Annotated in this window: 16 protein-coding genes; 10 read left to right on the forward strand and 6 right to left on the reverse strand. The window is 72.7% G+C overall.

What is annotated here, in order from left to right:
• Nucleotides 1-3 precede the first annotated feature (3 nt).
• Nucleotides 4-1,476: a PLP-dependent aminotransferase family protein gene (locus IF46_RS0130830; protein ID WP_030491926.1), complete on the reverse strand. Its 1,473-nt coding sequence runs from the start codon at nucleotides 1,474-1,476 to the stop codon at nucleotides 4-6.
• A 62-nt stretch (nucleotides 1,477-1,538) separates the two neighbouring features.
• On the opposite strand from IF46_RS0130830, the gene IF46_RS0130835 reads away from it, so the two are divergent.
• A complete protein-coding gene (locus IF46_RS0130835; RefSeq protein ID WP_030491927.1) occupies nucleotides 1,539-2,150 on the forward strand; it encodes a LysE family translocator in 612 nt (203 codons plus the stop codon).
• Between the two features lie 21 nt (nucleotides 2,151-2,171).
• Here IF46_RS0130835 and IF46_RS0130840 read toward each other — a convergent pair whose 3' ends face one another.
• Both IF46_RS0130840 and IF46_RS0130845 read right to left on the reverse strand, forming a co-directional pair.
• Entirely contained in the window at nucleotides 2,172-2,774 is a 603-nt protein-coding gene (locus IF46_RS0130840; RefSeq protein ID WP_030491928.1) for an MBL fold metallo-hydrolase, read from the reverse strand.
• Between the two features lie 25 nt (nucleotides 2,775-2,799).
• Nucleotides 2,800-3,408 carry a hypothetical protein gene (locus IF46_RS0130845; RefSeq protein WP_030491929.1) on the reverse strand — a complete coding sequence of 203 codons (609 nt, stop codon included), beginning with the start codon at nucleotides 3,406-3,408 and terminating at the stop codon, nucleotides 2,800-2,802.
• A 72-nt stretch (nucleotides 3,409-3,480) separates the two neighbouring features.
• On the opposite strand from IF46_RS0130845, the gene IF46_RS0130850 reads away from it, so the two are divergent.
• The 3 genes from IF46_RS0130850 (at nucleotide 3,481) to IF46_RS0130860 (ending at nucleotide 5,848) form a co-directional block, all read left to right on the forward strand.
• Entirely contained in the window at nucleotides 3,481-4,578 is a 1,098-nt protein-coding gene (locus IF46_RS0130850; protein ID WP_030491930.1) for a DUF5919 domain-containing protein, read from the forward strand.
• A gap of 73 nt (nucleotides 4,579-4,651) precedes the next feature.
• Nucleotides 4,652-5,539, forward strand: coding sequence for a pentapeptide repeat-containing protein (locus IF46_RS0130855; RefSeq protein ID WP_030491931.1), 888 nt, complete (start codon nucleotides 4,652-4,654; stop codon nucleotides 5,537-5,539).
• Between the two features lie 72 nt (nucleotides 5,540-5,611).
• Entirely contained in the window at nucleotides 5,612-5,848 is a 237-nt protein-coding gene (locus IF46_RS0130860; protein ID WP_030491932.1) for a hypothetical protein, read from the forward strand.
• 7 nt (nucleotides 5,849-5,855) lie between these two features.
• On the opposite strand, the gene rnhA is transcribed toward IF46_RS0130860, so the two are convergent.
• On the reverse strand, nucleotides 5,856-6,329 hold the full coding sequence (rnhA, locus tag IF46_RS0130865; protein WP_030491933.1) for a ribonuclease HI: 474 nt from the start codon (nucleotides 6,327-6,329) through the stop codon (nucleotides 5,856-5,858).
• 60 nt (nucleotides 6,330-6,389) lie between these two features.
• The gene (locus tag IF46_RS0130870) at nucleotides 6,390-7,628 is read right to left on the reverse strand and encodes a lycopene cyclase family protein (protein WP_030491934.1); all 1,239 of its coding nucleotides are present in this window, start codon (nucleotides 7,626-7,628) and stop codon (nucleotides 6,390-6,392) included.
• Nucleotides 7,629-7,757: 129 nt separating this feature from the next.
• Here IF46_RS0130870 and IF46_RS0130875 point away from each other — a divergent pair, with 129 nt between their 5' ends.
• The 6 genes from IF46_RS0130875 to IF46_RS0130900 all read left to right on the forward strand — a co-directional run bounded on the left by IF46_RS0130875 (nucleotide 7,758) and on the right by IF46_RS0130900 (nucleotide 12,266).
• Nucleotides 7,758-8,585 (forward strand): ArsR/SmtB family transcription factor, encoded by an 828-nt coding sequence (locus tag IF46_RS0130875; RefSeq protein WP_030491935.1) that lies wholly within the window; start codon nucleotides 7,758-7,760, stop codon nucleotides 8,583-8,585.
• Nucleotides 8,586-8,843: 258 nt separating this feature from the next.
• A complete protein-coding gene (locus tag IF46_RS0130880) occupies nucleotides 8,844-9,329 on the forward strand; it encodes a hypothetical protein (RefSeq protein ID WP_030491936.1) in 486 nt (161 codons plus the stop codon).
• Between the two features lie 86 nt (nucleotides 9,330-9,415).
• Complete coding sequence (locus IF46_RS0130885; RefSeq protein ID WP_030491937.1) at nucleotides 9,416-10,027, forward strand: class F sortase; 612 nt, start codon at nucleotides 9,416-9,418, stop codon at nucleotides 10,025-10,027.
• Nucleotides 10,028-10,154: 127 nt separating this feature from the next.
• A complete protein-coding gene (locus IF46_RS0130890; RefSeq protein ID WP_030491938.1) occupies nucleotides 10,155-11,255 on the forward strand; it encodes a magnesium and cobalt transport protein CorA in 1,101 nt (366 codons plus the stop codon).
• Nucleotides 11,256-11,413: 158 nt separating this feature from the next.
• Entirely contained in the window at nucleotides 11,414-11,833 is a 420-nt protein-coding gene (locus IF46_RS0130895; RefSeq protein WP_030491939.1) for a YchJ family protein, read from the forward strand.
• Nucleotides 11,834-11,879: 46 nt separating this feature from the next.
• Nucleotides 11,880-12,266: a VOC family protein gene (locus IF46_RS0130900; RefSeq protein WP_030491940.1), complete on the forward strand. Its 387-nt coding sequence runs from the start codon at nucleotides 11,880-11,882 to the stop codon at nucleotides 12,264-12,266.
• Nucleotides 12,267-12,312: 46 nt separating this feature from the next.
• Here IF46_RS0130900 and IF46_RS0130905 read toward each other — a convergent pair whose 3' ends face one another.
• A complete protein-coding gene (locus IF46_RS0130905) occupies nucleotides 12,313-13,596 on the reverse strand; it encodes an MFS transporter (RefSeq protein ID WP_051724282.1) in 1,284 nt (427 codons plus the stop codon).
• Between the last annotated feature and the right edge of the window lie 118 nt (nucleotides 13,597-13,714).

The following is a 13,714-nucleotide window of genomic DNA, read 5'->3' on the forward strand; positions in this document are numbered from 1 at the left end:
GTCCTAACCGGAGCCGAGCGCGGCGGCGATTACGGCGACACCGTCGTCGATCTCGGTGGGCGACCGGGCCGCGTAGCCGAGCACGAGCCCCGGCCGGTACGGCCGTTGGCAGTGCCAGGACAGGGGTTGCACCTTCACCCCGCGCGCCATTGTCGCCGCCGCCAACTCGGTGTCGACCACGGCGTCGTCCAGCGTGATCATCAGGTGCAGCCCGGCGGCGGCGCCGTGCACCGTCGCCGATGGCAGCGCACGGGTCAGCGCGGCGATCATCGCGTCCCGCCGACGGATGTGTCGACGGCGCAGCAGCCGCAGGTGCCGCTCGAAGGCGCCGGAGGTCATCAGCTCCGCCAGCACCAGTTGCGGGAGCACGGCGTTGCCCAAATCGGCGTTGCGCTTGGCGGCCACCACCGCCTCGCGCAGTCGCGGGGGCACCAGCAGCCAGCCGACCCGCAGGGCGGGGGCGAGCAGTTTGGAGACGCTGCCGGCGTAGCAGACCTGCTCGGGCAGCAGGCCCCGCAGCGCCGGCACCGGCGGACGGTCGTAGCGGTGCTCGGCGTCGTAGTCGTCCTCGATGATCAGACCGCCGGCCCGCGCCCAGGCGGCGAGGTGGCGGCGGCGGTCGCCGTCGAGCACCACGCCGGTCGGGAACTGGTGCGCGGGGGTGAGCATCACAGCCGGTGCGCCACTGGCGGCCAACTCGTCGACCCGCAGCCCGGCGTCGTCGACCGTGATCGGCGGGGTGTCCATCCGCCAGTTGTTCAGGTGCTGCCGCACGCCGAGCGAGCCCGGGTCCTCCACTGCGACCCGGTCGACACCGGCGGCGGTGAGTGCCTGGGCGAGCAGCCCGAGCGCCTGGGTGACGCCAGCCACGATGATCACCTCGACGGGGTCGACGCTGATCCCGCGATTGCGGGCCAACCAGGCGGCGACGGCCTGTCGCAGCGCGGGCGCACCACACGGGTCGCCGTAGCCGAGATCGGCCGCGGCGAGGCGGCGCAGCACGCCCCGTTCGGCGCGCAGCCAGTCCGCGCGGGGAAAGGCGGTCAGGTCGGGTACGCCGGGCGCCAGGTCGATTGTCGCGTGCGCCGCGCGTACCGCCTCGAAGATGTCGGTGCCCGGTGCCGGCGGGAAGGTCACGACCGGTGCCGGCGCGGCGACCGGGGTGGGTATGGGCGCGGTCGGCGCGGCGACGACCACCGTGCCGGCCCGGCCCCGGCCGGCGACGTGCCCCTCCTCGGTCAGACGCTGGTACGCCTCGGTGACCACGCCCCGGGAGACACCGAGGTCGGCGGCGAGCACCCGGGTGGGAGGCAGTCGGTCACCGACCGGCACCCGCCCCTCGGCGATGGCCTGCCGCAACTGGTCGGTCAGCCAGTCGGCGCGACCGCCCGGTGCGGCGTCGGCGATGGTCAGGTGCAGGAAGTCGGACCCGGCCGTTATGGACCTCTCGGACGGGGTCAGTTTGGCTCTGCCCATCGGTCCATTGTGGCAGCAGAGTGAGCAGCAGCCAGACCTGCCAACCGCACCGGAGGACGATCGTGACCATCCCATTCCTGATCACCACGCTGATCGTGGTGGTCACCCCCGGCACCGGGGTGATCTTCACTCTCTCCGCCGGCCTGTCCCGGGGCGCGCGAGCTGGGGTGCTGGCCGCGCTCGCCTGCACGCTGGGGACGCTGCCGCACCTGCTGGCCGCGATGACCGGGCTGGCCGCGCTGATGCAGACCAGCGCCGCGGCGTTCGAGACCGTCCGCTACCTCGGCGTCGGCTACCTGCTCTACCTGGCCTGGTCAATCGCACGGGATCGGGACGCCTTCGCGGTGACGACCGACGCCCCACCCCGCTCGGCGCTCCGGGTGATCGTCTCGGGGGTGCTGGTGAATCTGCTCAACCCGAAGCCGACGCTGTTCTTCGTCGCGTTCCTGCCGCAGTTCGTGGACACCACGGCACCGGGCTCGACCCGGGCGATGCTCGGCTGCGGTGCGGTGTTCATGCTGCTCACCTTCGTGGTGTTCAGCGGCTACGGCATCTTCGCGGCCCGGGTACGTGACCGGGTGCTGACCCGCCCCCGGGTTGCCGACTGGCTTCGCCGATCCGCCGCCGGCACGTTCGTCGCGCTCGGCGTGACGCTCGCCCTCAGCGCACGATAGAACGCCCGTTCGCGCGCCGGGTCAGGCGGTGTCGCCGGGGACGAGGTGGCGGTAGCCGGGGATCGTCTCGGTGAACCAGCCGGCGACACTGGCCAGGCCACGCTCGTTGAGCTGCGCGTCGTGGATCGGGTACGCCGCCGCCGCGCCCACCGCGCCGGCGAATCGGATCGCCTCGTCGAGGCGCAGCCAGGACCCCTGAGCCGGGACGAGCAGCGTGTGCACCGGCTCGTCCGGCACGTGCAGTGCGTCGCCCGGGTGATAGAGCCCATCGCCGATCAGGTAGCCGAGGTTCGGGCAGTCGGGCTGTCCCTGGTGGATCGCGGCGTGCCGGCCGCCGTGCGCGCTGACCGCGATGCCGGCCGCCGTGAAGCGCTGCCCCGGGCGGACCCGGGTCACCGGCAGCGGGGCGAGGTCCGGCAGTCGGGCGCCCTCCGGGGCGTACACGGGGACACCGAGACCGGCGAGCCGCAACACGTCCACGTGGTCGGTGTGCTCGTGGGTGACCAGGACGGCGTCCGCGCCGACCAGAGCACGCGGCTCGCTCCACGTTCCGGGGTCGACGACAAGCACCCCGCCGTCGTGCTCGACCCGCACGCACGAGTGGGTGAATCGGGTGATCCGCACCCCGCCGACGGTACGCCGCTCGGTCTCAGCCCCGCCGCCCCGCCGACACCCGCACGATGTAGACGAACTGCGCCCCGAACGCCACCACCGCGACCAGCACCCCGGCGAGGACCGTCAGCCCACGCCCAGCCCCCACCGTCGCGGCCACCAAGGCGATGCCGAGCCCGCTCAGTACGGCGTTTACCGCGCCCACCAGCGCGGCCGTGGTCAACAGGAACTCCCACCGCCCCGGCTTGGTGCCGACCAGGTTCCACGCCGTGCCCATGCTGTCGTCGGCCACCACCGCGTCGGCGAAGAAGTCGTGCTCGCCGGCGAACTGATGCTGGTAGTAGGCCCTGATGCGCTGGATCCGACGCAGGTCCAGCGAGTTCTCGACGGTGGTCTCGACAAGCCGCAGGAACGTCAGCACCCCGATGATCACCAGGGTTGGCAGCACCGCCGCGAGGTAGGGCCGGACCACCTTGTCGTTGCTGGCGACGAAGCCGAGGCCGATCAGCGCCGCCGACAGGACGGACAGGAAGATGGTGGCGCGGCCGGTGGCCTCGGCGATGGTGCCAGCCCGCGACGTCTGCAACGCGTAGTGCTCGGTGGTCAGGACGGTGAGCAGCGCCTGCTCGCGTTCACTGTCGTCCATCCCACCACCCTCCGCAGTCGCCCGACTCCGTTACCGTCACCCTAAGAGCGACCGACGGCGAAAGGGGACCGGATGCCCGAGTGGGCTGGTCGGGGCGGGCGGCAACGACGCGCCTTCGTCGTCGGTGGGGCACTGTTCGCGGTCGCCATCATCATGCTGCTGGCCGCCTGGCGCAGCACCGGCTTCCTCAGCGATTTGCTGCTCAACCTCGGGGCCAGCGTGGTGCTAGCGGCCATCTCGTACGTCATCTTCGACCCGCTGTTCGAGGAGGCCCGCAAGGCGCGGGTGCAGGAGCACCTCAGCTTCGACCAGCAGGCGTTCGTGACCCGGCTGCACCGCTCCGGTCGCCGGGTACGCATCCTCGACACCTGGACGATCCTGCTGGAGCAACGGCACCGCGAGGAGACCCTGAGCGCGGTACGCGCGGCGCTCGCCAACGGCGCCCAGGTGCAGTTGCTCCTGCTCGACCCGGACTGCACCGCCGCCCAACAGCGCTCCGAGGAGCTGGAGCGGCAACGGGTGGACGTCCCCCGGCAGATCCGCACCAACCTGCGCCATCTGGCCGCCTTCGCCGACGCGCTCGACTCACGACTGCGGCACCGCCTGCAGGTCCGGCTCTACGACGCGTCCCCGTCGATCCAGCTCTACCAGTGGGACGGGCGGGCGCTGATCTCGTTCTTCCCGATCGGCAAGCTGTCGTTCAACGTGCCGCAGCTCGAGGTGGACATGGACAGCCCGTGGGGCGGGTTCGTGCACGCCCGGTTCGAGGAGCTGTGGGAGCACGAGCAGGCCACCCTCGACCTGGAGCGGTACTGGTCGGTCACGGTCACGCTGCGCCACGACGAGTCGGACGTGGTCGAGGTACGCGTGCCGTACGTGACGGTGGGCGGGCAGCATTACATCGACTGTCGCGGGTTCCGGGTCACCGGGCCGCTGACCGTGCGAGCCGTGCTGCCGCCGCGCGCACCCGGGGCGTCCCCCGGGGTGTTCGCGCTGGCCGAGCCCGTCGACGGGGACCGCACCCCAGCCGCCGTCGTGCAACGGCACTTCGACCAGAAGTACGGCCACGGCGATGGGGAGCGGGACATCCGCCGGCTGGTGCCGCCGCCGGGCGATGCCCGTACGCCGGCACCCCGCCCCGCGACGGCGGACGACACGCACGCACGGTGACCCCCGACCGGCCCGATCGGCGCGGCACAGGAAACAATGGTGGCCCACCCTGATCGCCAGGAGGACCGTCAGCGTGTCACCCAGCACCGCACCGCCGCCCGGGTCGGCGCAGCTACGCGCCGACTGCGGGCGCTGCTTCGGGCTGTGCTGCGTGGTGCCCGCCTTCGCCGCGTCGGCGGATTTTGCCATCGACAAGCCGGCCGGCTCACCCTGCCCCAACCTGCGCGCCGACCACCGCTGCGGCATCCACACCGAGCTGCGACAACGCGGGTTCGCTGGCTGCACGGTGTTCGACTGCTTCGGCGCCGGGCAGCAGGTGGCCCAGGTGACCTTCGGCGGGCGGGACTGGCGGGACGCACCGGAGACGTTGCCGGCGATGGCGGAGGCGTTCGCGGTGCTGCGACCACTGCACGAACTGCTCTGGTACCTCGCCGAGGCGGTGGCGCTGCGCCCGCCCGCCGACCTGCGTGCCGAGCTGGAACGCGCCCGTGCCGAGACGGTGACGCTCACCGAGGGTGATCCGACGCAGCTTCGCGCGGTGGACGTCGCCGCCCACCGAGACCGGGTCAACCCTTTGCTGTCCCGAGCCAGCGACACGGCCCGCGCTCCGCAGGGCGTCGACCGCCGGGGCGCTCACCTGCTCGGGGCGGACCTGCGCCGCGTCGACCTGCGCCGAGCCAACCTGCGCGGGGCGCTGCTCATCGGCGCCGACCTGCGCGGAGCCGACCTGAGCCGCGCCGACGTCACCGGCGCGGACCTGCGCGGGGCCGACCTGCGGGGCACGGACCTGCGCGACGTTCTCTTCCTGCACCAGGCCCAGGTGGACGCCGCCCGAGGTGACACCCACACCGGGCTGCCGCCGACGCTCACCCGACCGGCGCACTGGACGGCGCTGCCGCTCACCCCGGTACGCCAGCCGAACCGGTCCACCTCCCCCACCCGTCGGGGTCGACGCCGCTGACCGCGAGGTTTCGGCCTAGACGACGCCGGGTAGCCAGCGCCGACGCGGATCGGCATCGACGGGGGGCACGGCGTGGGCTACCGAAAACGCGACGGTGAGCTGCCGGGCGACCCGCAGCACAGCGAGGACGAGGCCGGCCAGGTGCCATTGGTGCAGGTCGAGGCGGACACCGAGGTCCCCGCCCCGACGGACACCGACATCCGGCCGGACATCGTGACCGAGGGTGACAACTCGGGCGTCGCCGGTGGTTCGTCGGGCAGCAGCGGCGGCGGGTCCAGCATGCCGGGACACCCTGACGCGACCCGCTGACCCGGGCTCAGCGACTGGTCAGCGCGGCCCGCGCCTCGGTCATGCCCTTGTTGGCGAGCCCGTCGGCGCGCTCGTTCTCCGGGTGGCCGTTGTGCCCCTTGACCCACAGCCAGGTGACCTCGTGCCGTTCGCAGGCCGCCTCCAGCCGCTGCCACAGGTCGGCGTTCTTCACCGGCTGCTTCGCGGCGGTCCGCCAACCGTTGCGCTTCCACGACGCCAGCCAGCTGGTGATGCCGTTGCGCACGTACGTGCTGTCGGTGTGCAGCTCCACGGTGACCGGCCGGTTCAGGCTCTCCAACGCCTGGATGGCCGCCATCAGCTCCATCCGGTTGTTGGTGGTGGGCGTGGCCTCGCCGCCGCACAGCTCCCGCTCGTGATCGCCGTAGCGCAGCAGCGCACCCCAACCGCCCGGCCCGGGGTTGCCACTGCACGCCCCGTCGGTCCAGATCTGCACGCCCCTGCCGGCCGCCGCGTCCACCATGCCCGGCAACCTACCGGGCGCTGACGTGGTCCTCCCCGCTCGGGGGGCCGGCACGCCGCTTCACTCCGCGCCGACGGCGTCGCCCACCACGGCGGGCGGGATGGCCAGCGCGGGCCGGGCGGGGCGCAGCCGGTCGCGGACGCGATGCGCGGCGTCACCGGCGGTCGCGGCGATCATCGGCAGCAGCCGGGTGGAGTTCATGATCGCGACCTCCTCGGCCGGGGTGGTGACCCCGTCGAGGAAGCGCAGCACCCGCTCGGCCGGGTTGCGGTCGAAGAGCCGATCGAAGAAGTCGGGGCCACCCACCCCGCCCCGGTCCAGCGCCCGCAGCGCCACCGCGTCCATCCAGCGATGCCGGCGCGGGTACGCCGCCGCGGGCACCGGCGGTCGGCCGTCCGCGAGGGCCCGGGCCACCTGGTCGGCCTGGCGGTACATGGCGGAGAAGGTGAAACCGGTGGAGGGGCGGGTCGCGCCACCGGCCGTGCCGAGCCGGACCACCCGGGCCGAGGGACGGGCCGGGAACGGCGCGTCGGTCATCGGGATCACCCCGTTCTCCACCTCGCGCACCCGCAGCCCGGCCGGATCCAGCCCGAGCAGATCCCGGTAGCCGGCCAGTGCCGCGTCGTACCCGGCGTCGGTGAGCAGATCCGGCGAGAACTCGGTGTACTCGACAAGGGCGAAGCGGTCACTGACCGGCAGCACGTACCCGAAGGAGACGCCCCGAGGTGGCTGCGGGGTGCGGAAGTCCATCAGCACCGCGCGCGCCGGGTCGAACATCGGCCGGTCGGCCTCCAGCCACCAGCCACGGAAGTGCTGCAACCAGGTGGTCCGCCCCGCTCGTGACGGCGGGCGGGGGCGGGAGTCGAGCACCCAGTCGGCCCGTACGCTGCGCCCGTCGCCGGTGCGCACCAGCACCCGGGTGCCGTCGTCACGCACCACGTCGGCGGGCGCGACGACCCGGGTGGCGTCGAGGCGGCGCTCGGCCTCGGCAGCCCGGTCGTAGACCGGGCCGGAGCGGAGCATGGCGTACCGCAGCGGGGTGAGGTCCAGGACGCGACGCCGCGCCGCCGTCGCCACCTCGACCTGTTGCCAGCTCGCGCTGAGCAGCGGGTCCAGGTCGGTGTCGGGGTGGCCCCAGAACGCCCAGGTGCGGTCCTGGCCGCGTCGGCGCACCGGGTCGACGATGGCGATCCGCCTGTCGCGTACGCCGTGCCGGTCCAGTGCGGCGAGCAGCAACGACGCCGCGCCGCCGCCGCCAAGCAGCGCGAGGTCGACGTCGAGCGGCGCGGATTCGGTCACCCGCACCACGCTGCCACACACTCGTCGCGCCCTTTGTCCCACCCGGTGGCTGGCGGCCGGTTGATAGGCAACCGATCGGTTGCCTATAGTAACCGGCAACCGATAAGTTGCCTGTTTGTGGGAGGGCCGATGGACGACGCGTTTCGGGCGCTGGCCGATCCCAGCCGGCGGCAGCTGCTCGACCGACTCAACGAGCGCAACGGCCAGACCCTGCGGGAGCTCTGTGCTGGGCTGGGGACGACCCGACAGGCGGTCAGCAAACACCTGTCCGTGCTGGAAGCGGCCCACCTCGTCACGACCAGGTGGCGTGGCCGGGAGAAGTTGCACTTCCTCGACGCCGCGCCGATCAACGCCATCGCCGACCGGTGGCTCAGCCGCTACGACCGTCAGCGCGCTGCCGCCCTCGCCGACCTGACCACCGCATTGGAGCGAGAACCCATGGAGAGCCCAACCTTCGTCTACACGACATACGTCACCACCACCGCGCAGCAACTGTGGGCGGCGCTCACCGAACCGGCGTTCACCCGTCGCTACTGGGGTGGGGTCGCGCTGGTGTCGGACTGGCAGGTCGGGTCACCTGTGCTGTGGCAGGACGCGCCGGGCGACGAGCCCCGCGATCTCGGCCAGCGGGTGCTGGTCGCCGAGCCGTACCGCCGTCTCTCCTACAGCTGGCACGGCTTCCAGCCCGAGCACGCCGCGCACTTCGGTTGGTCCGCCGAGGAGCTGGCGGCCCGGCTCGGCGAGCGCCAGTCGAAGGTGACCTTCGAGATCGAGCCACACGGCACGGCAGCCGTCCGGTTGACCGTCATTCACGAAGACTTCTCCCCGGACAGCGAGATGCACCGGGCGATCAGCGGCCAACTCGACGGCAGTGGCGGCTGGCCGGTGCTGCTGGCCAGCCTCAAGACGCTGGTGGAGACCGGCGAACCCATGCCGGAGCCGACCCAGGCCGGCTGATCCACGCGGGCCAGATTGCACAACTTCAGGGATGTAGTGGCCTCGGGAGCGCTTGAGGCAACTACATCCCTGTTCTTGTGCAGTCTTGGGCGCTCACCCCGCCTTCGGGTGGACACGTGACGGCAACGAAGGTTTCTCATTTTCACCTGATCGAGGACCCAACCCACCTAGTGTTGGGCACACCGGTGCTAGTCACGGAGTTGGCCACCCGAACGACGTCCCACGCAGTCAGCGGACGAAAAGTGAGGGAAGACGCGTATGAAGGTCTCAACAGTACTCTGCTCGGCGGCGCTCGGCGTGGGCCTCGGCACGCTCCTGCTGCCGGGCGCCGCACTGGCCGACACCACGGTGTCACCGGCCACCACCCCGGTCGGTGGAACCGTCGTGCTCACCGCGACGACCTGCAACCCGAAGTCGGGTGACGCCCTCTTCCGGGTCACCGGCCCCAACCGCGACCAGAACGTCCGATCCACCACGGCCGCCGCCGGCGGCGGGCTGAGCGCCGAACTCTTCACCGCCGGCTTCACCCTGGGTACGTACACGGTGGCGACGACCTGCGGCGACGGCAGCTCGGCCGGCACCGCCACGTTCACCGTCACCCCGATCGGCGGCGCGCCGGCCGGCTCCGGGGGCGACAGCCGCGACAACGGCGCTCTCGCCGCCGGCGGCACGCTGCTCGGCACCGCCCTCGCCGGCGCGGTGATCCTGATCCGCCGGCGTCGTCCGGTGTCCACTGTCGCCTGATCGGCGACCGTTCCATCCCTGAGACGGGTGCCCGCGCCGGTGACACCGGTGCGGGCACCCCGACAATTCGGTACGGAGGTGCCCAGGTGTGGTGGCGGCGGACCCTACCGGCCGTGGTCGCCCTGGTCGGCGTGACCGGGCTCGGGCTGATCACCGTCGGCCTCACCGCCGACCCGGCGCGGCCACCACGACCGTCGGCCGACGCTCCGGCACGCACCCACCCCGCACCGGACCTGGCACCGCTGCCACACGCCGCGCCGGTCCGGGTGTGGATCCCCGCCATCGACGTCCGCGCCGACATCGTCCCGGTCGGCGCGGACGCGGCCGGGGTGCTGGAGGTGCCACCACTGGATCGGCCCACCCTCGCCGGCTGGTACCGGCACGGGGTCAGCCCCGGCGAGACCGGCAACGCCGTCCTGGTGGGACACGTCGACTCGCCGTCCGGCCCGGCGGCCTTCTTCGACCTCGGCCGACTCCGCGCCGGGCAGCAGGTGCAGATCACCCGCGCCGACGCACGGGTCGCCACGTTCACCGTGGACGACGTCCGCGCGTACCCCAAGGAGCACTTTCCCAGCACGCTGGTCTACGGCCCAGCGGACGCCGCCGGGCTGCGCCTGATCACCTGCGGCGGTCGGTTCGACACCGGGACCGGCAACTACGTCGACAACGTCGTCGTCTTCGCCACCCGCACCGCCTGAGCCACCCGCACCGCCCGAGTCTCCGCCCCACTGTCGGGGCCCGGACCCTGCTCGGCAGAATGCGGTGACACCATCCCCTGCGGACACCGCGCTCGGGGCGGTGCGCCGGGCGACGGGGAGGCATGCGGTGGATCAACGACCGGTACGGGACCGGGCCGGTCGAGGCGTACGCGCCCTGGCCCGTCGACTGCTCGGCCGGGTCGAGGGTGACTCCCCCAACCCCCGCCGGTCCAACCCGGACGCCGTGGTCGACTGCGCCGTCTACGTCAACGGTCGCCGGGAGCCCGGTCAACGGCACTACGCCGACGCGTACGCCCAGGCGCGGCACCGCCGCGACGCCTTCGTGTGGCTGGGACTGCACGACCCGGGCCCGGCCGTGCTCGCCGCAGTGGGCCAGACCTTCGGCCTCGACGAGCTGACCGTCGAACAGGCGCTCGCCGACGGGCACCGGCCCACCGTGCAGCGCCACGGTTCGGTCATGCTGCTGGTGCTGCGCACCGCCGGGTACGTGGAGCACGACGAGCTGACCGACACCTCCGAGGTGATCGACACCGGGGACGTCATGGTGCTGCTCGGTGACCGGTTCGCCATCACCGTGCGGCACGGCGCCGCCGGGGCGCTGCGCAGTGTCCGCGCCGACATCGAGCGCCGTCCCGCGCTGCTGGCCGCCGGCCCGTGGGCCGTGGCCTACGCGGTCTGTGCCCGCATGGTCGACTCCTACCTGGAGGTGGCCGGGCACGTGGAACGGGATCTGGAGCGGGTCGAGGAGGCGGTGTTCGCCCGCGACCGCTCCGCCGACATCCAGCACATCTACCAGCTCAAACGGGAGGTGGTGGAGTTCAAGCGGGCGGTCCTGCCGTTGCAGGCGCCGATGCGTACGCTGCTCGAACCCGACGGTCCGCCACGCACCCTGCACCGCTGGTTCGTCGACGTGGACGGCCGGCTGGGCCGGGCGGTGGATCGGGTGGCCGCGTACGACGATCTGCTCACCTCGATCGTCCAGTCGCGACTGGCGCAGCTCGCCGTCGAGCAGAACAACGACATGCGCAAGATCGCTGCCTGGGCGGCCATCGCGGCCACCCAGACCGGCATCGCCGGCATCTACGGCATGAACTTCGACCACATGCCCGAGCTGGCCTGGCGCTACGGCTACGCCGGTGCGGTAGCCCTGATGGCGGCAGCCGCACTGTTCCTGTACCGCCTCTTCCGCCGCTCCGGCTGGCTCTAACCCCCGCACCCTACCCCGCCCGGGCCCCGCCTCCTCGACTCGTCGATCTTGCGCTTTGTGTCGCCGATACGCCCCTTTTGTTACTTATGTCGCGACAGGAAGTGCAAGATCGCGCGGGGCGGGGCAGGGGCCGGCCGGCGGTGGGGCAGGATGGCTACGTGGGTAAGGGTGCGGGACGTCGGCGGGGGAACACCACGACGGGACGGGTCTGCCCGTGCGGCTCCGGCCAGGCGTACGCGGACTGCTGCGCACCGGCGCACGGCGGCGACAAGCCGGCGGCGACGGCCGAGGCGTTGATGCGCTCCCGGTTCAGTGCCTTCGCCCTCGGCGACACCGGCTACCTGCTGCGCAGCTGGCACTCCTCGACCCGGCCCGCCTCGCTGGAGCTGGAAGCGGGACAGCGGTGGACCCGACTGGAGATCGTCGAGACCGAGCGGGGTGGTCTGCTCGACACCGCCGGCACGGTGACGTTCCACGCCCACTACCGGGACGCGGGTCGGCCCGGCACGATGACGGAGCACAGCCGGTTCGTCCGCGAGGACGGCCGATGGGTCTACCTCGACGGCGACCAGCCCTGACGGCTCGCCACGTTGACATACTGGTCAGGTCGAACGGAGACCACCGATGACCATGACCTTCATCAATCTGCCGGTGCGCGACCTGAACACCGCCGCCGAGTTCTACCGGGCGATCGGCTTCAGCAGCGACCAGGCCGGGCCGGACGGGGGCAGCATGATGCTCACGATCTCCGACAGCGCCCGGCTGATGCTGCACCTCCGATCGACCTTCGAGGCGTACACCGGGGTTGCCGCCACGGATACGGCGACCAGCCGGGAGGTCATCGTCGGGCTGTCGGCGCCGAGCCGCGAGCAGGTCGACGAGTTGGTCGACCGGGCGGCGGTCGCCGGTGGGGAGTCACTCGGGCCGGGGATGACCAACGGGCCGATGTACATGCGCGGCTTCCGGGACCTCGACGGCCATCAGTGGTCGTTCCTGCACCTGGCCGGTTGAGTGCCGGGCCCGACGGCGGCCACCGTCGGCCGCCGCCGGGCCCTGGTCACTGCGGGCAACGCGTGGAAGCCGCGGCGACGGCGGTAGGCACGGCCGTCCGGCGACGGCGGCGGGTCAGCAGCACCAGCGCCACGACGAGGTACGCCCCGGCGGTCACCGCGAACGCCACCGCGTTGCCGGCCGCCGTGGCGAGCAGGCCATAACCGGCGTACGTCACGATGATCAGCACGTCGGTGGCCATCCCCGCCAGGGACGTGACGGTGGCGCGGCTGCCACCGGTGATCTGGGCCTGGAGCCGCGCGTCGGCCAGCACGGTGGCCAGCTGCGCGGCACCGAACGCCACCGCGAGCAGCACGAACCCCGCCGGGTGCCGGAGTAGGGCACCCCCGGCCAGCGCGACGCCGACCAGACCCAGCAACGCGGCGTAGCCTCGGCCGCCCAGCCGCTCCCCCGCCGGGGCGAGCAGCCCGCCGACGGTCACCCCGGCCCAGAGCAGCAGGAGCAGCAGGGGTACGGCCTGCGGCCCGACGCCGGTGTCCAGGGCGAGCAGCGGGGTGTACTCGTCCAGGGCGCCCCAGTCGGCGGCGACCACGGCGACCAGCAGCACGGCGGCCCGTACCGGCGGACGGGTGCGGACCTGCGACACCCCGGCCCGCAGCGTGTCCCACCACCCCAGGTCGCGCTCGTCGGTCGAGGCCGGGTCACCCTCGTCGGCCGGGGTCGGCTCGCCCGCGCCGGCCGGCGCGCGGTGCTCCGGGAACCGGGTGGCGACGATCGTGGCGAGCAGGCAGGCGAGCACGCTGGCCGCACCGACCGCCGGGTACCCGCCGACGGCGAGCACCGGCCCGGCGAGCACTCCGGAGACCACCACGCCCAACACGCCCGCCGTCCGAGCCCGCCCGAGCACCCGGGCGTACCGGCCGACCGCGCCGAGCCGGTCCAACTCGGTCCAGACCAGCGCCTCCAGGGCACCGGAGACCAGCGCGCCACCGGCGCCCCAGAGCAGGAAACCGACTGCGAACGCCGGGTACGACGGCGCCAGCACCCAGAGCGCGAAGCCGGCGGCGGCCACCAGCGGGGCGAGGCACAGCAGCAGCCGGCGGGACAGCACGTCGGCCCAGGCGCCGGAGGGCACCTCGAACAGGATGCCGGCGGCCGACCAGAGCACGAAGAGCGACGCGATCTGCCCCACCGACAGCCCGGTGTCGGCGAAGAACACCACGTACAGCGGGTAGAGCAGGACGAGGTCACTGAGGAACGCGTACCCGTAGAGGGTCACCGTGAGCCGACGGACCGCCGGGTCGGGCACGCGCGAAGCGATGCAGATCATGGGGCCTTCCCGTGGGAGTGCAGACGGACACCGGACGTTCGGTGCCCCTGGTGGCCCACGGGATCGGCCTACGCCGCCGGATCAATGTCGCCAGGTCATGCCCGCGATGCTAGACAAC

It is taken from the genome of Micromonospora chokoriensis (assembly GCF_000718555.1).
GTDB lineage: Bacteria > Actinomycetota > Actinomycetes > Mycobacteriales > Micromonosporaceae > Micromonospora > Micromonospora chokoriensis_B.

Bases quoted from the DNA above. Each gene is read 5' to 3' on its own strand.
- IF46_RS0130830 (WP_030491926.1), bottom strand. From the start codon at position 1,476: ATGGGCAGAGCCAAACTGACCCCGTCCGAGAGGTCCATAACGGCCGGG.
- IF46_RS0130845 (WP_030491929.1), bottom strand. From the start codon at position 3,408: ATGGACGACAGTGAACGCGAGCAGGCGCTGCTCACCGTCCTGACCACC.
- IF46_RS0130850 (WP_030491930.1), top strand. From the start codon at position 3,481: ATGCCCGAGTGGGCTGGTCGGGGCGGGCGGCAACGACGCGCCTTCGTC.
- rnhA (WP_030491933.1), bottom strand. From the start codon at position 6,329: ATGGTGGACGCGGCGGCCGGCAGGGGCGTGCAGATCTGGACCGACGGG.
- IF46_RS0130875 (WP_030491935.1), top strand. From the start codon at position 7,758: ATGGACGACGCGTTTCGGGCGCTGGCCGATCCCAGCCGGCGGCAGCTG.
- IF46_RS0130880 (WP_030491936.1), top strand. From the start codon at position 8,844: ATGAAGGTCTCAACAGTACTCTGCTCGGCGGCGCTCGGCGTGGGCCTC.
- IF46_RS0130900 (WP_030491940.1), top strand. From the start codon at position 11,880: ATGACCATGACCTTCATCAATCTGCCGGTGCGCGACCTGAACACCGCC.
- IF46_RS0130905 (WP_051724282.1), bottom strand. From the start codon at position 13,596: ATGATCTGCATCGCTTCGCGCGTGCCCGACCCGGCGGTCCGTCGGCTC.